Source organism: Aeromonas sp. R7-2 (assembly GCF_040908105.1).
GTDB lineage: Bacteria > Pseudomonadota > Gammaproteobacteria > Enterobacterales > Aeromonadaceae > Aeromonas > Aeromonas caviae.
This window is the reverse complement of sequence record NZ_JBFODC010000035.1, coordinates 197816-215022: the sequence shown is the minus strand read 5'-3', so window position 1 is coordinate 215022 and position 17207 is coordinate 197816. Positions and strand designations below refer to the sequence as shown.

Genomic DNA, 17207 nt, shown 5'->3' with positions numbered 1-17207 from the left:
ACAGTCAAATTTGAAATCGATTGCAAGGATATTAAATGGTAAACAGAAATCTCTTCGTCATTCCAGCAGTATCTTTGTCATGCCATGACAAAGATCCCGCTGAAAGAGAAAATAGTGATGCAACTCACAAACTCGGGGGCGTGCATCATCAGCAGAATACCCAGGAAGGAACGGAGAGAACAGGTAGACTCATGTCAGGAAGATCAACAAAATAAAATTAAAACAATAGTTTAAATGCAATCCACCACATTGATTTGCCGCATGAGCTGCCTGGAGCGACACCGATATGGCCAAACGGCTGGGGAGTCAGAGGAATGTTGAAAGGATTCAATGGAATTCAATTCAAGTGCATGAATATATCAATAAACGAAAATTTGCCGTCTCCATCACATTTCATAAAAGCAAACTTGATCTGCCAAAAAATTTACTGTTACCTGAATCGTGAAATCGATTTCCACTCAGGGATTGTGTGTGAATCTTGACAGTGAAATGCGGGCCGCAGGATGACTCGGTCATTTTCTGCGTGAGTGCGAAAATCGACGCCATTATTTCCGTCTGTGATCAAAGGGGTAACAATGAAAACATCTCGGCTTAGTGCCCTGACGCTTGCCATGTCTTGCGTCATTGGCTTGCATGGCTGCTCACTGCCCAGCGCAGGGGCATCTGGTTCAGGTACCTCCTCGGCATCTGCCGGGCCTGTGGGTGAATTGCTGACCAATGGGGGCTTCCAGGGAACCGATGGATGGTGGACGGCCGGGGGGACCCTGAACGCCGAGAACCAGATGGGCTGTATCACCTTCACCGAGTCGGGCTCCAATCCCTGGGATGTCATCCTGGGTCAGTCCAATCTCGGCCTGGTGCAGGGGCAAACCTACAAACTCCATTTCACTGCCATGGCCAAGAGTGACATCAACGTCAAGGCCCTGATCCAGCATGATGGCGCCCCCTACACCAACTACATGGTGCAGGACCTCGCCCTCGGCAGCACGCCCAAACCGTTCGATATCCAGTTCACACCTTCTGCCACTGACGAGAAGACCCAGTTCCAACTTCAGATGGGCACCCAGACACCGACCACTGTCTGTATCGGTGAAGCCACGCTATCGGGCCCCTCCTTGATCAAGAAATCGGAGCTGGGCAGCGTGCGCGTCAACCAGGTCGGCTATCTGAGCAAGGCTCTGAAACGGGCGACCATCGCCACCGACAGCAAGGACTCGCTCCCCTGGACCCTGCGCAATGCCCAGGGTGAGACCATCGCGGAAGGCAAGACCACGCCCTTTGGCCTGAATGCCGCATCCGGCGAGAACGTACAGATTGCCGACTTCAGTCAGGTCACCACCCCGGGCACCGGCCTGGTACTGGAGGTCGCCGGCCAGAAGAGTCATCCGTTCAGCATCGGCGATGACATCTATCACACCATGAAATTCGATGCCCTCTCCTTCTTCTATCAGCAGCGTAGCGGCATCGACATCGAAGCCAAATATGTCCAGCGCCCCGACCTTGCTCGCCCGGCAGGACACAAGCCCGAGAACGTAACCTGCTTCAACAAGCAGGACGCCAAAGGCAACCAGTGGCCTGGCTGTGACTTCACGCTGGATGTGACCGGCGGCTGGTACGACGCCGGCGATCAGGGCAAGTACGTGGTCAACGGGGGGATCTCGGTATGGACCTTGATGAACCTTTATGAACGGGAGCAGCTGGCGAAAGAGGGTGACAAGAGCGCCTTTGCCGACGGCAAGGTCAAGATCCCGGAACAGCACAACGGCTACAACGATCTGCTGGACGAGTCCCGCTGGATGATGGAGTTCTTCCTCGCCATGCAGGTGCCCGAAGGCAAGAAGGCCTGGGTGCCGGTAGGCGATCAGTCCAAGCAGCTCGACAGCCTGAAACTGACCGAGATCGATGCCTCCGGCATGGTCTTCCACAAGGTCGCCGACGAAGCCTGGACCGGGATGCCGCTCCCGCCCCACAAGGATCCACAACCCCGTTTCCTGAGCCACCCCAGCACGGCTGCGACTCTGAACCTGGCGGCCACCGCCGCCCAGTCCGCTCGCGTATGGAAGAATCTGGATCCGGCCTTCGCACAGCGCAGCCTGCAGGCAGCGGAACGAGCCTGGAAGGCGGCCAACCGCCATCCGGACGTCTATGCCTATGACAACTTTGTGGGATCCGGTCCCTATGATGACACCAACCTGAAGGACGAATTCTACTGGGCTGCCGCCGAGCTGTTTGCCACCACCGGCAAAGCCGAGTACAAGCAGGCCGTCCAGCAGTCCCCTCTCTATCTGGCTGCCCCCAAGGGGGATCGCAGCGCAAGTGGTGATCTCTACTGGCAGGATCTCAGCAGCGCAGGGACCATCACGCTGGCCATGGTGCCTAACAAACTGGGCAAACAGGAAGTGGAGAAGGCACGCGCCGCTATCATCGCCGCAGCTGACGGCTACCAGAAGAGCGTGGCGACGGAGGGTTACCTTATCCCCTATCAGGCGACCGAATACCCCTGGGGCTCCAACTCCAACCTGATGAACCGCAGCATCTTCCTCGGGTTGGCCCATGACTTCACGGGAGAGCGCAAATACCTGCAGGCCATGTCCGATGCCATGGACTATGTGCTCGGCCGCAACCCCCTCGACCAGTCCTATGTGTCGGGCTACGGCAGCCGTCCGCTGAAGAATCCGCACCACAGGTTCTGGGCTCACCCCATCGACCCCGCGTCTCCCCTGGTTCCGCCAGGTGTACTCTCGGGCGGACCGAACTCCATCAACTTCAGCGATCCCGTTGCCTCCACCCTCAAGGGCAAGTGTACCGGCCAGACCTGCTGGAAAGATGAGATTGGTGCCTGGACGCTGAACGAGGTCACCGTCAACTGGAATGCCCCCTTCTTCTGGACGGTCAGCGTACTGGATGAAGGTGGATTGACCCGCTGATCACCCTTCCAATGCTCCGTCCCCGTGACGGAGCATTGTTTTACTCCCCTGCCATTCTTGCCCAGGACAGCTCCCGCACCGGTCGCCACCCTCAGCTTTACGTTTTCCTTTTCCCTTTTCCATCATCATTCAGAGGCTGACGGCAGCAGAACCCTCTCTTATCGATCATTTCATCTGACCGCACCTTCGCAACCCTGTCATTTACATGTCCGTCTCTTGGCCACCTTATTTTGCGCATCCACTTGATCCCTCATTTGCCATCAGATCTGCTGACGCCATCTGGGCATCACCCGCCCCCCGCCTCTTCTACAGTGCCCCGCGCGCGAAGAAGGCGGGACAGCAAGATACCCGGCTCCTGAATCGGGTTTCGTGACCCTCAGCGAGAACCACAAGGCAACCCCAGGCTGAGCCCGCCATCTGAGCAAGACACTGTACAGAGCCCCTTAGCCGCCACCATGACCCCCTGCCACCAGAGGGTGAAGGAGCACGGCGATGGGCTCGGTTATCCAGGATTGCTGGCATGGGCGCCGGATCGGCACCATGCCGAAAGCGCCCCCTGCATCATGCAGGGGTCCAGGAGCAGCATGAAAACCACGACAGATTTGAAATCGATATTTCAAAATGCCAAGTCGAATAAACATGGCGTAAATCACATCATAAAAACAATTATAACTAACTGACAAATAACGATATTTTATTTTATAGACCTTATATCAAATATCCATCAAGTGATCGCGATCACAATTACAAAACCCCATTCGTGAAATCGATTTCCCACCTTGTTGCATCGATCTATAGTGAGCCCAGCTTAATAACTGAGGAATGATCATGAAAAAAATCATGTTGTGCTGCTCTGCCGGGATGTCCACCAGCCTGCTGGTGAAAAAAATGCTGGTAGAAGCCGAAAAACGGGGCCTGGCTGCCGAGATCAAGGCTTTTGGCGCATCGGAGTTCGATGACCAGATGCCCCATTACCAGGTGGTCTTGCTGGGACCGCAGATCAAGTACATGCAACCGGAGTTGCAAGCCAAGGCGGCGGCTCACGGCATCAAGGTACAACCTATCGACATGATGGATTACGGCATGCAGCGCGGCGACAAGGTGCTGGACTACGCCCTGTCCCTGATTGGTTAAGCGTGCTCACAAGGAAGGACACACACTATGAGTTCACTCTATGGGATGCTGGTCAAGTTGATCGAACAACGGATCGGCCCATTGGCAGGAAAACTGGGCCAGCAACGCTATGTTCTGGCCATCCGTGACGGTTTTATTGCCGCGCTGCCGTTCATGATCGTCGGCAGCTTCATGCTGGTCTTCATCTTCCCACCCATCTCCAGCGAAACCACCTGGGGCTTTGCCAGAGCCTGGCTCGATTTTTCCAACACCTATCGTGCCGAACTCATGTTGCCCTTCAACATGAGCATGGGGCTGATGACAGTCTTCATCTCGGTGGGCGTCGCATCCAGCCTGGCCAAGCAGTACTCCCTGGACCCCATCACCACGGGCCTGCTGTCGCTGATGTCGTTCATGCTGGTGGCAGCGCAATACAAAGACGGCACCATCTCCACCCAGTATTTCTCCGGTCAGGGCATCTTTACCGCTCTTATTTGCGCCATCTATTCGACTGAGGTCTATGCCTGGCTCAAGCGCAACAACATCACCATCCGTCTGCCCGAGCAGGTGCCGATGGGGGTGGCGCGCTCCTTCGAGGTGCTGATCCCGGTCCTGGCGATTATCCTGACCCTGCACCCCTTCAACATGCTGCTGCAGGAAACCACTGGCATGATCCTGCCCGAGGCGATCATGTCCATGCTCAAACCGCTGGTGGCGGCTTCCGACAGCCTGCCTGCCGTCTTGCTGGCGGTGCTGTTGTGCCAGATCCTCTGGTTTGCCGGCATCCACGGCACCATGATCGTCACCGGCATCATGAACCCCTTCTGGATGGCAAACCTGGCCAGCAACCAGGCCGCATTGGCCGCCGGCCAAGCTATTCCCCACACCTTCCTGCCCGGTTTCTGGGATCACTTCCTGTTTATCGGCGGCGTGGGCTCCACCTTGCCACTGGCATTCCTGCTGATGCGCAGCCGCGCCGTACACCTGCGCACCATAGGACGAATGGGCGTGGTCCCCGGGTTCTTCAACATCAACGAGCCGATCCTGTTTGGTGCTCCCATCATCATGAACCCGGTCTTCTTCCTGCCCTTCATCCTGGTGCCGGTGATCAACGCCATCCTGGCCTGGTTCGCGGTGGATCTGGGTCTGGTTGAGAAGGTCGTGATGCTGACCGCATGGACCACGCCGGCCCCCATCGGCGCCTCCTGGGCGACCAACTGGGCCTTCAGTCCGGTCATCATGTGCTTCATCTGCATGGGGATCTCCGCCCTGATGTATTACCCCTTCGTGCGGGCTTACGAACGCACCCTGCTCAAGCAGGAAGCCGAGACGGCTGAAGCGGAAGAAGCCGCCAGATCAGAAAAAGCAGACACAATCACACCGATTCAGAGTCAGGCGTAAGCGCCAGGCGTGCGGGCGCCACGCCGCCTGCACGCCGGTCATCAAGAGGAAACTGCAATGCAATATACATTCCCCGAAGGCTTCTGGTGGGGTAGCGCCTCGTCGGCCGCACAATCGGAAGGAGCTGCCAATGTGGGCGGCAAGGCACCGACCATCTGGGATCACTGGTTCGAGACGGAGCCACACCGTTTCCACGGTCAGGTTGGCCCGGCCAACACCTCCACCTTCTACGATCGTTATCGTGAAGACATCGCATTGATGGAACAGATTGGCCACAACAGCTTCCGCACATCCATCTCCTGGGCCCGGTTGCTGCCGGATGGCCACACCGTCAACCAGGAGGCCGTCGACTTCTACAACAAGGTTATCGATGAGCTGCTAGCCAAGGGGATCAAACCCTTCATCGGCCTGTTCCACTTCGACATGCCGATGTACTGGCAGGAGCAGGGTGGCTGGGAGAGCCGCGAAACCGTGGCGGCCTATGCCGAGTACGCAGCGCTCTGCTTCAAACTGTTCGGTGATCGCGTCGCCTGCTGGATGACCTTCAATGAACCCGTTGTGGTAGTGGAAGGAGGGTATCTGTATGACTTCCATTACCCGAACCAGATGGACTTCAAACGGGCAGCCCAGGTGGCCTATCACATGATGCTGGCCCACAGTCTGGCGGTGAAGCGTTATCGCACACTCTCCCTGCCCGGCCAGATCGGCATCGTCCTGAACCTGACCCCCTCCTATCCGCGCTCTTCAAACCCGGCAGACTTGAAGGCCTCGTTCATTGCCGACCTGTTCTTCAACCGTGCCTTCCTCGATCCTGCGGTGAAGGGGGTTTATCCCCAGGAGCTGATCGATATCCTGCGCGAGCACGATCAGATGCCAGTTGTGCAAAGCGGCGACTGCGAACTGCTGGCCGCCGGCAAGATCGATCTGCTCGGCATCAACTACTACCAGCCGCGGCGAGTGAAGGCACGCATGACGGCCATCAACCCGGACTCCCCTTTCCTGCCTGACTGGTTCTTCGAGAATTACGAGATGCCAGGCCGCAAAATGAACCCTTATCGCGGCTGGGAAATATATGAGCGCGGTATTTATGACATATTGATCAACCTGCGAGATAACTATGGAAATATCCCAAGCTATATCTCCGAAAATGGTATGGGTGTCGAAGGGGAGCACAGATTCATTGGTGAAGATGGTCAGGTAAAAGACGATTATCGTATCGACTTCATTCGCGGCCACCTCCAGTGGATTCATACCGCCATTGCCGAAGGAAGTAATTGCCGTGGTTATCACCTGTGGACCTTTATTGACAACTGGTCCTGGATGAATGCCTACAAGAACCGTTATGGATTCATCAGCCTTGATTTGGAAAGCCAGCAGCGCACCGTCAAGAAAAGTGGTGAATGGTTCGCCAACGTCTCTCGTAATAATGGATTTTAAGGAGTCATAAATGATGGATCTTGAAGAAGCAGTCATGGGCATCATCGTCAATGCCGGCCAATCTCGCAGTCTCTGTTTCGAAGCCCTGCGTCAGGCTCGTGCTGGCCAGTTCAGCGAAGCGGATGCCTTGCTGCTCCAGGCCACCGACGCGGGGAAGGCTGCCCATGCCGTACAAACCAAACTGATTGAAGCCGATGAGGGCGAAGGCAAGACCAAGATGACACTGGTCATGGTACATGCCCAGGATCACCTGATGACCTCCATTCTGTGCCGCGAACTGGCCACCGAACTGGTCGAGATCTATCGCCGCCAAGCCAGCTGATTTTAACTCATCGGATCGGGAGTCCGTGCTTTTGCCACCGTTATATACGGTGGCTTTTTTTATTCTGGTTATACCAGCCAGCCGTCATGTCTTTCATACCTTTTTCAGGCAATTTCAAAAGTATGAAACTGTCATGACGCGATACCAGTATAAGTTTCAATATCTGTTTATGGCTATTCTGATGCTGCTTGTAGTCATCAATAAAACACTCATTAATAAACACACAGGAATGTGGATAATATGCGTAAACTTGGACTGATGTCAGTATTGCTGATGGCGGGAGGATTATATTCCACTCAGGCATCGGCATGGTGGTGGAGCAATCAGGACTGGCAGGTCTCTGATGGTTGGCGCAATGGCGGGTCAGAATTCGACTGCACCTGGCGCGCCGCCAACGTCTGGATGGAGTCCGGCACGGCCATCCTCCATGCGAAATCCGACAAAGGGAACAAGAGCTGTGCTGAGCTGCGAACCTACAACTACACCCGCAAGGGTCGTTATGAGGTGCAGATGCAGGCAGGATCGGTGCCCGGCACCATCAGCTCCTTCTTTACCTATACCGGAGATGCAGGCACCAGCTCTCACTATGAAGTCGACATCGAGCTGATGGGGGGCACCAACCTGCTCCATACCAACGTCTGGATCCAGGGGCGTCAGTATCCCCAGGACATCGACCTGGGCAAGTACGGTATCTCCATCTGGAACATGGAGCGCTACGCCTTCAACATCGACGAGGCGGGAGTCACCTGGCAGGTCTTCAGCCGCACCCAGAACAAATGGGTGAGCGTGCGCCGCGAGAGCCGCCCCGTCACCAGCTGGATGCAGACGTTTGTGAATAACTGGATCAGCGCCAACCCGAGCTTCCCGCCCAGTTCCTACAACGGCCAGCCCGTCTACGCCAAATACAAGTACGCCAATGTGACGCCCTGGGAGTGATCGCGATGGTCAACTAAATCCGGGCACACGGCGGCATACCCAAAACCGAAGACACAAAAAAGCCCAACTGAATAAATCAGTTGGGCTATGTAGATGGCGGAGGAGGTGGGATTTGAACCCACGGATGGTCGCCCATCGCCGGTTTTCAAGACCGGTGCATTCAGCCGCTCTGCCACCCCTCCGCAGCAGTGCGACGCATATTACCCATGCCCCCAGCCCTTGTAAATCCCCACTCCGTTTGTTTGCCCATTTATTGGGCTATCTGGCGCACAAAACCGGCAAAACCTCTGCAAACCGTGCTTTTTCAAGCGGATGGCTTGACTTGAAAACAGACTCACCCACTATAGGGGCCACTACCACATCCCCAGCAAGATGGACTTATGAGAATCAAACATGCCCTGTTCGCCGCCCTGACCGGCGCGACCCTGCTTGCGGCGCCCGTGCAGGCGAGCGAGCTGACCAAGAGCGATGTCGAGCAGATCGTGCGCGACTATCTGGTCAAGAATCCGGAGATCCTGGTCGAGATGTCCAACGCCCTGCGTGCCAAGCAGGAGAGCCAGCAGGCCGAGAACGACAAGACGCTGATAGAAGCCCATGCCAAGCAGCTCTTCGCCAACCAGGATCCCGAGAGCGGCAATCCCAAGGGCAGCCTGACGGTGGTGGAGTTCTTCGACTACAACTGCGGCTACTGCAAGCGCGCTCATCCCCTCATTCAGCAACTGCTCTCTGAGGACAAGGAGATCCGCTACATCTACAAGCAGTTCCCCATCCTGAGCGAAACCTCCTACTACGCCGCCCGCGCGGCGCTGGCGGTGAAGCTCGGCCAGCCCGACAAATACCAGGCCTTCCACGACAAGCTGTACGCCCATCAGGGGCCCCTCTCCGATGAAGCCCAGGTGAAAGACGTCGCCAGGGCCGCCGGCGTGGACTGGAGCAAGGTAGAGGCGAAGATCAAGGACAGCAGCATCGATCAGAATCTGGGTACCAACCGGGCGCTGGCCGAAGCCATGGCCATTTCCGGTACCCCGGCCTTTATCATCGGCGATCAGATCCTGCGCGGCGCACCGCGGGATCTGGCCAGCCTCAAGGCCATCATCAAGGATGTCCGCGCCGGCAAGAGCATTCAGTAACCCGCGCGTTGTTCATGAAAAAACGCCCCGGCATGCCGGGGCGTTTTGCTATTCAGGCTGCAAACCATCAGGTCGCGAGACGCTGTCAGCAAGGCGAAGAGCAGCGCATGACCCTTGATCACGGCTTCGCAGCAGGGCCATAACCGTTCGGGTTCTGGCTTTGCCAGCGCCAGGTATCGATCATCATCTGCTCCAGCCCCCGCTCGGCCTGCCAGCCCAGCTCATCACGGGCCAGAGCCGGTTCAGCCCAGCACTCGGCGATGTCGCCGGGGCGACGGGGCTTGATCTGGTAGGGAATGGCACGGCCACTGGCTGCCTCGAACGCCTTGACCATCTCCAGCACGGAATAGCCCTGACCGGTGCCGAGGTTATAGGTGAAGACGCCGGTATCACTCTTGATGCGGGCCAACGCTTTGAGGTGACCGATGGCGAGATCCACCACGTGGATATAGTCGCGCACCCCGGTGCCGTCCGGGGTTGGATAGTCGTTGCCAAAGACCCCCAGCTCCTTGAGCTTGCCCACGCCGACTTGACTAATGTAAGGCAGCAGGTTGTTGGGGATGCCGTTGGGATCTTCACCGATGAGGCCGCTCTCGTGAGCCCCCACCGGGTTGAAGTAGCGCAGCAGCACAATGGCCCAGCGAGGATCGGATTTGGAGAGGTCACGCAGGATCTCTTCGACCATCAGCTTGGAGCGGCCATAGGGGTTGGTGGCGCTGGTGGGGAAATCTTCCCGCAGGGGTACCGAGGCCGGATCCCCATAAACGGTGGCCGAGGAGCTGAACACCAGCCGGAACACGCCGGCCCTGGCCATCTCTTCGCACAGCACCAGGGTGCCGGTGATGTTGTTCTGATAGTAGGTGAGCGGGATCTGGCCGGATTCCCCCACCGCCTTGAGGCCGGCGAAGTGGATCACGGATGCTATCCTGTGCTCGGCAAACAGCCGCTGCAGGCAGGCTCTGTCCAGAATGTCCCCTTCCACGAAGGTGACCGGCTTGCCGGTGATCCGCTCGACCCGTTTGAGAGATTCGGGGGAAGCGTTGGAGAGGTTGTCCAGTACTACGACCTGCTGCCCGGTACCAAGCAGCTCGACCAGGGTGTGGGAACCGATGTAACCGGCTCCCCCCGTCACCAGAATTGTCATTTTTTATCCCGTACTTTGCTGAAACTGGGGTTGAGTCTACCCGCACGACCCGTCCGGGAAAAGCTCGGGATACCAATGACGCCCGTCAGTACTCCAGGCTCACATCCCCTCTGGCGGTGCAGGAACAGGCCAGCGCCACCCCGTTCTCGAGATCTTGCGCGCTCAAGGTCATCACGCTCTGGCGCTCGATTTCGCCTTCCGTGGTGCAGCGACAGGCGCCGCACACCCCGGCGCGGCAAGCGGCCATCATGGTCTCCCCCGCCCCCTCCAGCGCTGCCAGCAGGGTCTGACCCGGCAGGATCTTCACTTTCTTGCCGCTCTTTTTGAGGGTCAGCCAGAAGTGGTCGCTGCCGGCCGCAACTGGCGCCGCACTCGATGTTCCAGCAGGCAGGCCGAACGACTCCTGGTGCAACTGCGCTGCCGGCAGTCCCAGCTCCGCCAGCATGGTGCAGACTGCGGTCATGTAGGGGGCAGGCCCGCACAGATAGACGTGGCGCGCCAGCAGGTCTGGCGCCAGTTCCCTCAACATGTCCGGTGTGAGCCGGCCAACCCAGGGATGAGCCGTTGGCGCCTCTTCCCCAACTTTCTCCAGCACTAAAGCATGGCGCACACCGGCATGAGCCTCGGCCAGTGAAGCCAGTTCCCTTGCGAAGATCACATCCCCGGGGGTTCTGGCGCTGTGAATAAAGCGGATATCGGCGTCCGGTCGCTTGGCGAGCTCGTCCCGCAGCATGGCCCACATGGGGGTGATGCCGGAGCCGGCGCTGAGCAGCAGCGGCCGCTCGCAGGGGAACGCGGTCAGGTGGAAATCGCCGAAGGGGCCGTCTACCCGGATCTCGTCCCCCACTTGCAGGCTCTTGTGCAGATGGTGAGAGACCAGCCCCACATCCTTGATGGTGACCTGCCAGAAAGGATCCTGCGGGCTGGAGGAGAGGGTGTAGGCGCGGCAGTGAGGCTTGCCGTCAATCATCGTGTGCAGGGTGACGCACTGGCCGGCCAGCACGGAGGGCAGGTCGCCAGCCAGGGGTTCAAATTGCCAGCTCGCCACGTCGTGGGTCTCTGCCCGGCGGGCTATACAGCGCAGGCTCAAAGAGGTGGAGGTCATCGCAAGGCTCCTCTTGCTCGGAAATAGCGTTGAAAAAAGGCGAGCCATCAGGCTCGCCAAAGGCTTACAACATGCTGAGCGTGTAAGGCTGTATCTTTGCTCAGGCCGCCAGGATCTCGGCGAGATCCGCGTCTGCCGTGGTGGTTCCTTTCAGGCCGAACTGCTCCTCCAGCACCTTGAGCAGGGCCGGGGTGAGGAAGGCCGGGGCGGTCGGGCCGGTGCGGATGTCCTTCACGCCGAGCGCCAGCAGGGTGAGCAAAATGACGATGGCTTTTTGCTCGAACCAGGAGAGCACCAGGGTCAGGGGCAGATCGTTGACGCCGCACTCGAACGCGTCGGCGAGCGCCAGGGCCAGCTGGATGGCGGAGTAGGCATCATTGCACTGACCCACGTCCAGCAGACGGGGAATGCCGCCGATGTCGCCGAAATCGAGCTTGTTGAACTTGTACTTGCCGCAGCCCAGGGTCAGCAGCAGGCTGTCCTGCGGGATCGCCTTGGCAAACTCGGTGTAGTAGGCGCGCTCGGCACGGTCACCGTCACATCCCCCCACCAGGAAGAAGTGGCTGATTTCGCCAGCCTTGACCTTGTCGATCACCGCAGGAGCGGCCTGCATCAGGGCGTTGCGGGCAAAACCGATGGTGATGAAGTGCTCGAGCTCAACGTGCTTGAAGCCTTCCAGCGCTTGCGCCTTGGCGATAACGGCGGAGAAATCTTCCCCTTCCAGGTGGGTCACACCGGGCCAGCCGACGATGGAGCGGGTGAAGATGCGATCGCTGTAGTTGCCCACGTTCGGGTCGATGATGCAGTTGGAGGTCATCACCACGGCGCCCGGGAAGTTGGCAAACTCCTTCTGCTGGTTCTGCCAGGCGGAGCCATAGTTACCCACCAGGTGCGGGTACTGCTTGAAGAAGGGGTAGGCCAGGGCCGGCAGCATCTCGCCATGGGTGTAGACGTTGATGCCAGTGCCCCTGGTCTGCTCCAGGATGAGCTTGAGATCCACCATGTCGTGGCCGGAGACCAGGATGCACTTGCCCGGTACCGGAGTGACGCGTACCTGGGTCGGCTCGGGATGGCCGAAGGCGGTGGTTTCACCGAGATCCAGCATCTCCATGATTTTGAAGTTCAGCAGGCCAATATCCATAGCGCACTTGAACAGGGGATCCAGATCGCAGGGATCCGTGCCGAGCCAGCTCATGATGCGATGGAATTCGGCGGCGACCCCGGCATCCTGCTGATCCAGCACCCGGGCGTGTTCCATGTAGGCGGCGGCCCCCTTGAGGCCATAGAGGCAGAGCAGGCGCAGCCCCATGATGTCTTCGTTGACCTCGTTCTTGCCCCGGTTGACCGCGGTCTGCGGCGCCTGGGCAAGCTGGGCCAGCAGATCGGCACCCGGCTCGAAGCTGGCCGCGGCGGGCAGTGTGTCGGCCTGCACCGCCAGCGGTGTCAGCTTGGCGGCCAGTTGCTGGCGATAGGCCAGTGCCTGGTTGACGTAGGCGACGATGCGAGCGGAGTCGAAGTTGACGTTGGTGAGGGTGGCAAAGAACGCCTTGGGCACGAAAGCGTCTATTTCGCTGTCGACGATGCCGTGCTCGCGGGCCGCCAGGGCCCAGGCGCTGAGCCCTTGCAGGGTATAGATCAGCACATCCTGCAGGTCGGAGGTTTCCGCCGTCTTGCCGCACATGCCTTGTGCATAGGCGCAGCCGTTGCCTGCCGGGGTACGAATAGTCTGTTCACATTGCACACAAAACATCATGTCTCTCCTAATTGGACATTTCAGTTATCTGTTTTGTGGCGATTCTATTCCCCTCCTGGAAAACTTAATAGGCATTCAATTTACCAATTAACGTTTCATTGATGCAGATCAAATAGAAAAAAGCCGCCCAAATCGGGCGGCAAGCGGGTGGGAAATCAAGGAGAGACAACTCGGGTTTGCAACAACAGGGGCAATGATACGGGCCGGAGCATGGGCAGCCGGCCCCAGGTTCATCAGGCCAGATAGGCGCGCAGCATCCAGACCAGTTTTTCCTGCTGCTGCACATAGTCGGAGAGGATGGACGCAGTCCCTTCATCACCGGCATCGGCGGCCTGACCCAGGATGCGGCGCTGGGCAACCAGCAGTTCGCGGAAGCTCGCCAGCAGGGATTCCACGCAGGCACGACCGTCATGCAACCCCTTCTGCTCGGGGATGGCGGACACCTGGATGTAGTCGCTGAAGCTGTGCAGGGGCACCCCATCCAGGGTCAGAATGCGTTCGGCCAGGGCATCGACTTTCAGCAGCAGGTCGTTGTAGATCTCTTCGAATTTCAGGTGCAGCTCGAAGAACTGGTTGCCGCGGATGTTCCAGTGGAAGCCACGGACGTTCATGTAGAGGATCTGATAGCTGGCCAGCAGCTTGTTGAGCTCGGCGGCCAGGGCTTGTGATTGAACGGTATCAAGACCAATGGGGCTCTTCATGATTCACCTCCAGGTGGTAAGCATTATCGGGAACGGAGTCAGCTTATCCAGAAGCAGACTCAAAGGACAATCGTTCGTGCCTTGCCGATCAATAGCCAATGGCTATCGTCGGCAAAAAATGCACCGGCGTTCATTGCTCAAGCCGTTCGATATAGAGGATCACCTCGCCGAGGTAAATGCCGAACTTGCTGATCTTCGCACGGTTGATCAGGCGATCGTCGTCCAGCAGATACATCCAGTCATCGAAGCTCACCCTCACCACGCTCTCATCCGGCAGAGCCAGATCGAGTTGATAACGCCAGTTGAGGGCGAAACCCTCTGTCTTGCCTACCGCCTCCCCCACCACGTCTGAAGCCGTGCCGCGCCAGTGGCCATCCGCCCCCTTGCTCAAAAACCAGGTGCGGGTCTGCCGACGGCCATCATCGAAGTAGAACTGCTCGAACAGCTCCCCCTTGCCCTCTCGCCAGTGCCCCTGCATCTCGACCCGAAAGCGACTGGTCACTTCGCCGCTGCGGTCCGTCACCAGGCCGTGGGCCACCAGCTTGCCATTGAAGAAACGGGCGAGATCCCAGCCCGGCCGGGAGCCGCGATAATCGTCAAGACCCGCGCCGCAACCAGAGAGCCACAGCAGGGGCAGCAACCAGGCAAGACGCCACCAGGAAGAGAACTTCATGGAATACTCCATCAGGATTGGCCGCGCAGGCGGCGGGTCAGAGCGGGATCCCGGCTGTCGTCAGTCAGCCAGATAGCAAGAAACGCGGGGGCGAAGGCGGGATCATCGAGAGAGCCAAGGAGGCGATCTCGCAACCAGAAGTGGCCCGTGCCTTGCTCGTCCACATAAAAAACCAGCTTGTCGCCGGGGGCGACATCCGGCCAGAGCGTGGCCAGTCGAGCCAGCCAGCGTTGGCGCTCACTCTCGCTACCAAGGCCGAGCCGCTGCCACTCGGCGGCGGTCGCCTCCAGCAGATCCTGGCGCTCGATGGCCCTCGCGTAGGTAATGCTGAGGGCCTGCGGGTAGCGCCCCGGCTGATAGCGACCGCTCTCGCTGTAGAGGGTGGCGTCATAGAGCTTGAACCAGAGCCAGCGCATCTCCCCCTGTCCCACGGTACGCAGCCCCTGCCAGGGGGCGGCAACGCTCTGGGCGGTCGCAAACAGTGGCAGGCTCAAGGCCGCCAGCAGCAGGCTAGTTCCACCCCATGTGCCAACGGGCGGGATCCTCCAGTTCATGCCAGTCCATCTCCTGTTCCTGCAGGGTGTTGATATCCTGCATCACCACGCTCGCCAGATGCCCCTGGGCATCGCGCTGGCAGGCCACCACCAGGTAGAAACGCTCGGCCAGCTCGCACTGGCCATCCCTGGTCCACTTGGAAAACAACAAGGTGTCGGTCGAAAAGGTGTTCATCTCGTCTCACCCTCCAGCTTGACCGTTACCCACAGGAGTACGGGTAACCACCACATCCAGATCACCGCCAGCAGCACTGCGCTTGTCCAGATGCCCCAGGGTAAGTTTACTGCCCCCATGGCGGCCCCCGCCATATAGGAGGAGGCGCCCCCCACCATGCCGAACAGCCCCTGTTGCCAGCGCGGCAAGGGGCGAAGCCAGGGAAGGCCGTGGGAGAGGGTCAGGGCGAAACCGCACCAGAGCAGCAACAGCCAGAGCGGAAAACCGGACGGAAAGTGAAACAGGCCGAGGCGCCAGAGCAGGATGTCGAGCAGGCAGCCTGCCAGGGCGACCGGGATGAGGCGCCAGTCCTGCCCACGGCGGGGGGAGAAGATGAAATGGAGCAGCAGCATCCCGAGCAGCGGGCCCGGTTGCTGCCATGTCACCGCCAGCAACCAGTAGAGGTTGAATCCCAGCAGGTGGGCCCACTGCCACATGATCAGCGACCGCTTGCCGGCAAGTCCCCGGACCAGCCATGGGGCCCCGGCTTGGCGGCCTCCAGTTGCACCAGGCTGATGGCCCGTTCCCAGAATCCCCCTTCACAGTAGGCGAAGTAGAAGTGCCAGAGCCGGATGAAATCCTGGCTGTAACCGAGCTTGGGCAGCTCCGGGGCCAGCGCCAGGAAGCGTTCGCACCAGTGGGCCAGGGTACGGGCATAGTGGTGGCCGTGATCGTGCAGCCGTACCAGCTGCATGTCGGTCTCCCGCGCCAGCAGACCCGCCATCTGGGAGACGCAAGGCAGGCAGCCTCCCGGGAAGATGTAGCGCTGGATGAAGTCCACCCCGCGCAGATACTGGGCGTGGCGCTGATCGGCGATGGTGATGGCCTGGATCAGCAGGCGTCCGCCGGGCTTGAGCAGGCGCGACAACTGGCGGAAATAGTCGGGCAGGAAGGCGTGCCCCACCGCCTCGATCATCTCGATGGAGACCAGCTTGTCATAGCGTCCCTCCAGCTTGCGGTAATCCTCCAGCAGCAAGGTGATGCGATCTCCCAGCCCCTCCCGCTCGATCCACGCCTTGGCATAGTCGTGCTGGGCCCGGGAGATGGTAGTGGTGGTGACCCGGCAGCCGTAGTGACGGGCCGCATAGACGGCGAGACCGCCCCAGCCGGTGCCTATCTCCAGCAGATGGTCGTCCGGCCCAAGCTCAAGCCGCTCGCAGATGGTGCGCAGCTTGGCCTGCTGCCCCTCCTCCAGGGTGGCATCCGGGTGGGGATAGATGGCGCTCGAATACTGCATGTGATCGTCGAGAAAGCCCTGATAGAGGGTGTTGCCAAGGTCATAGTGGGCGGCGATGTTGGCGCGCGAACCGGTCAGGGTATTGCGATTGAACCAGTGGCGCACCTTGTTGAACGGGAAGCTGAGCCAGCCGAGGCGCCGTTCCAGGGCGTCGAGCAGCGGCAGATTGCGGGCCAGCAAGCGCACCAGTGCCACCGGCTCCGGGCTGGTCCAGAGACCCTCCACCCAGGTCTCTCCTGCGGCGATGCTCCCCCCCAGCAGCAGGCGGCGATAAAACGCCGGATCCTGCACCACCAGCTCGGCATGCAGGTCGCTGCCCGCCTTGCCGAAACGGTGGCACTCGCTGCCGTCGTGGAGCACCAGCTGGCCCTGCTCAAGGCGCGCCAGCAATTTGAGCAGCAGTTGCTTGGCCCCCTTGTCGATGAAAGAGGCAGAGAGGGTTGATTGAGCAAGTTCCATTAGCGGCTCTCCGAATGGGTCAAGAGTGGGGTCGTTCGGTTGGGATGAACCCGCACCATGGGCTGCTGACAACACCAGGAAGCGGAGTTAAACGGGTGTGT

The 17207-nt window shown here is 59.2% G+C and carries 16 protein-coding genes and 1 tRNA gene; 7 read left to right on the top strand and 10 right to left on the bottom strand.

The window, feature by feature from the left end; all coding sequences use genetic code 11:
- The first annotated feature begins 575 nt into the window (after window positions 1–575).
- The 6 genes from AB5Y47_RS14640 (at window position 576) to AB5Y47_RS14615 (ending at window position 8136) form a co-directional block, all read left to right on the top strand.
- Window positions 576–2927, top strand: a complete 2352-nt coding sequence (locus AB5Y47_RS14640; protein WP_029313904.1) for a glycoside hydrolase family 9 protein — start codon at window positions 576–578, stop codon at window positions 2925–2927.
- A gap of 828 nt (window positions 2928–3755) precedes the next feature.
- Window positions 3756–4061 (top strand): PTS sugar transporter subunit IIB, encoded by a 306-nt coding sequence (locus AB5Y47_RS14635; RefSeq protein ID WP_010673339.1) that lies wholly within the window; start codon window positions 3756–3758, stop codon window positions 4059–4061.
- A gap of 27 nt (window positions 4062–4088) precedes the next feature.
- Window positions 4089–5441 carry a PTS cellobiose transporter subunit IIC gene (locus AB5Y47_RS14630; RefSeq protein ID WP_010673338.1) on the top strand — a complete coding sequence of 451 codons (1353 nt, stop codon included), beginning with the start codon at window positions 4089–4091 and terminating at the stop codon, window positions 5439–5441.
- A 57-nt stretch (window positions 5442–5498) separates the two neighbouring features.
- The gene (locus tag AB5Y47_RS14625) at window positions 5499–6878 is read left to right on the top strand and encodes a glycoside hydrolase family 1 protein (protein WP_010673337.1); all 1380 of its coding nucleotides are present in this window, start codon (window positions 5499–5501) and stop codon (window positions 6876–6878) included.
- A 10-nt stretch (window positions 6879–6888) separates the two neighbouring features.
- Window positions 6889–7200, top strand: coding sequence for a PTS lactose/cellobiose transporter subunit IIA (locus AB5Y47_RS14620; RefSeq protein WP_010673336.1), 312 nt, complete (start codon window positions 6889–6891; stop codon window positions 7198–7200).
- A 240-nt stretch (window positions 7201–7440) separates the two neighbouring features.
- Window positions 7441–8136 carry a family 16 glycosylhydrolase gene (locus AB5Y47_RS14615; RefSeq protein ID WP_080560416.1) on the top strand — a complete coding sequence of 232 codons (696 nt, stop codon included), beginning with the start codon at window positions 7441–7443 and terminating at the stop codon, window positions 8134–8136.
- Window positions 8137–8230: 94 nt separating this feature from the next.
- On the opposite strand, the gene AB5Y47_RS14610 is transcribed toward AB5Y47_RS14615, so the two are convergent.
- A tRNA-Ser gene (locus tag AB5Y47_RS14610) sits at window positions 8231–8318 on the bottom strand.
- A 198-nt stretch (window positions 8319–8516) separates the two neighbouring features.
- Between AB5Y47_RS14610 and AB5Y47_RS14605 the strand changes: the two genes are divergently transcribed.
- A complete protein-coding gene (locus tag AB5Y47_RS14605; RefSeq protein ID WP_010673333.1) occupies window positions 8517–9266 on the top strand; it encodes a DsbA family protein in 750 nt (249 codons plus the stop codon).
- A gap of 118 nt (window positions 9267–9384) precedes the next feature.
- On the opposite strand, the gene galE is transcribed toward AB5Y47_RS14605, so the two are convergent.
- The 9 genes from galE to AB5Y47_RS14560 all read right to left on the bottom strand — a co-directional run bounded on the left by galE (window position 9385) and on the right by AB5Y47_RS14560 (window position 17106).
- On the bottom strand, window positions 9385–10410 hold the full coding sequence (gene galE / locus AB5Y47_RS14600) for a UDP-glucose 4-epimerase GalE (RefSeq protein WP_010673332.1): 1026 nt from the start codon (window positions 10408–10410) through the stop codon (window positions 9385–9387).
- An 85-nt stretch (window positions 10411–10495) separates the two neighbouring features.
- Window positions 10496–11515: a hybrid-cluster NAD(P)-dependent oxidoreductase gene (locus AB5Y47_RS14595; protein WP_010673331.1), complete on the bottom strand. Its 1020-nt coding sequence runs from the start codon at window positions 11513–11515 to the stop codon at window positions 10496–10498.
- A 100-nt stretch (window positions 11516–11615) separates the two neighbouring features.
- Window positions 11616–13265, bottom strand: coding sequence for a hydroxylamine reductase (gene hcp, locus AB5Y47_RS14590; RefSeq protein WP_010673330.1), 1650 nt, complete (start codon window positions 13263–13265; stop codon window positions 11616–11618).
- A 236-nt stretch (window positions 13266–13501) separates the two neighbouring features.
- Entirely contained in the window at window positions 13502–13969 is a 468-nt protein-coding gene (locus AB5Y47_RS14585) for a Dps family protein (RefSeq protein ID WP_010673329.1), read from the bottom strand.
- A 130-nt stretch (window positions 13970–14099) separates the two neighbouring features.
- Window positions 14100–14642, bottom strand: coding sequence for a DUF3833 domain-containing protein (locus tag AB5Y47_RS14580; RefSeq protein WP_010673328.1), 543 nt, complete (start codon window positions 14640–14642; stop codon window positions 14100–14102).
- An 11-nt stretch (window positions 14643–14653) separates the two neighbouring features.
- Window positions 14654–15196, bottom strand: a complete 543-nt coding sequence (locus AB5Y47_RS14575) for a chalcone isomerase family protein (protein WP_029313899.1) — start codon at window positions 15194–15196, stop codon at window positions 14654–14656.
- The gene (locus tag AB5Y47_RS14570; RefSeq protein WP_010673326.1) at window positions 15153–15371 is read right to left on the bottom strand and encodes a TIGR02450 family Trp-rich protein; all 219 of its coding nucleotides are present in this window, start codon (window positions 15369–15371) and stop codon (window positions 15153–15155) included. The genes AB5Y47_RS14575 and AB5Y47_RS14570 overlap by 44 nt, the downstream gene beginning before the upstream one ends.
- Complete coding sequence (locus AB5Y47_RS14565) at window positions 15368–15847, bottom strand: DUF2878 domain-containing protein (RefSeq protein WP_010673325.1); 480 nt, start codon at window positions 15845–15847, stop codon at window positions 15368–15370. Before AB5Y47_RS14565 ends, AB5Y47_RS14570 begins: the two co-directional genes overlap by 4 nt.
- A 2-nt stretch (window positions 15848–15849) precedes the next feature.
- Window positions 15850–17106 carry a cyclopropane-fatty-acyl-phospholipid synthase family protein gene (locus AB5Y47_RS14560; protein ID WP_010673324.1) on the bottom strand — a complete coding sequence of 419 codons (1257 nt, stop codon included), beginning with the start codon at window positions 17104–17106 and terminating at the stop codon, window positions 15850–15852.
- Window positions 17107–17207: the final 101 nt, after the last annotated feature.

Bases quoted from the DNA above. Each gene is read 5' to 3' on its own strand.
- AB5Y47_RS14640 (WP_029313904.1), top strand. From the start codon at position 576: ATGAAAACATCTCGGCTTAGTGCCCTGACGCTTGCCATGTCTTGCGTC.
- AB5Y47_RS14605 (WP_010673333.1), top strand. From the start codon at position 8,517: ATGAGAATCAAACATGCCCTGTTCGCCGCCCTGACCGGCGCGACCCTG.
- hcp (WP_010673330.1), bottom strand. From the start codon at position 13,265: ATGTTTTGTGTGCAATGTGAACAGACTATTCGTACCCCGGCAGGCAAC.
- AB5Y47_RS14635 (WP_010673339.1), top strand. From the start codon at position 3,756: ATGAAAAAAATCATGTTGTGCTGCTCTGCCGGGATGTCCACCAGCCTG.
- galE (WP_010673332.1), bottom strand. From the start codon at position 10,410: ATGACAATTCTGGTGACGGGGGGAGCCGGTTACATCGGTTCCCACACC.
- AB5Y47_RS14575 (WP_029313899.1), bottom strand. From the start codon at position 15,196: ATGAACTGGAGGATCCCGCCCGTTGGCACATGGGGTGGAACTAGCCTG.
- AB5Y47_RS14580 (WP_010673328.1), bottom strand. From the start codon at position 14,642: ATGAAGTTCTCTTCCTGGTGGCGTCTTGCCTGGTTGCTGCCCCTGCTG.
- AB5Y47_RS14560 (WP_010673324.1), bottom strand. From the start codon at position 17,106: ATGGAACTTGCTCAATCAACCCTCTCTGCCTCTTTCATCGACAAGGGG.
- AB5Y47_RS14565 (WP_010673325.1), bottom strand. From the start codon at position 15,847: ATGTGGCAGTGGGCCCACCTGCTGGGATTCAACCTCTACTGGTTGCTG.
- AB5Y47_RS14595 (WP_010673331.1), bottom strand. From the start codon at position 11,515: ATGACCTCCACCTCTTTGAGCCTGCGCTGTATAGCCCGCCGGGCAGAG.
- AB5Y47_RS14615 (WP_080560416.1), top strand. From the start codon at position 7,441: ATGCGTAAACTTGGACTGATGTCAGTATTGCTGATGGCGGGAGGATTA.
- AB5Y47_RS14630 (WP_010673338.1), top strand. From the start codon at position 4,089: ATGAGTTCACTCTATGGGATGCTGGTCAAGTTGATCGAACAACGGATC.
- AB5Y47_RS14585 (WP_010673329.1), bottom strand. From the start codon at position 13,969: ATGAAGAGCCCCATTGGTCTTGATACCGTTCAATCACAAGCCCTGGCC.
- AB5Y47_RS14620 (WP_010673336.1), top strand. From the start codon at position 6,889: ATGATGGATCTTGAAGAAGCAGTCATGGGCATCATCGTCAATGCCGGC.
- AB5Y47_RS14570 (WP_010673326.1), bottom strand. From the start codon at position 15,371: ATGAACACCTTTTCGACCGACACCTTGTTGTTTTCCAAGTGGACCAGG.
- AB5Y47_RS14625 (WP_010673337.1), top strand. From the start codon at position 5,499: ATGCAATATACATTCCCCGAAGGCTTCTGGTGGGGTAGCGCCTCGTCG.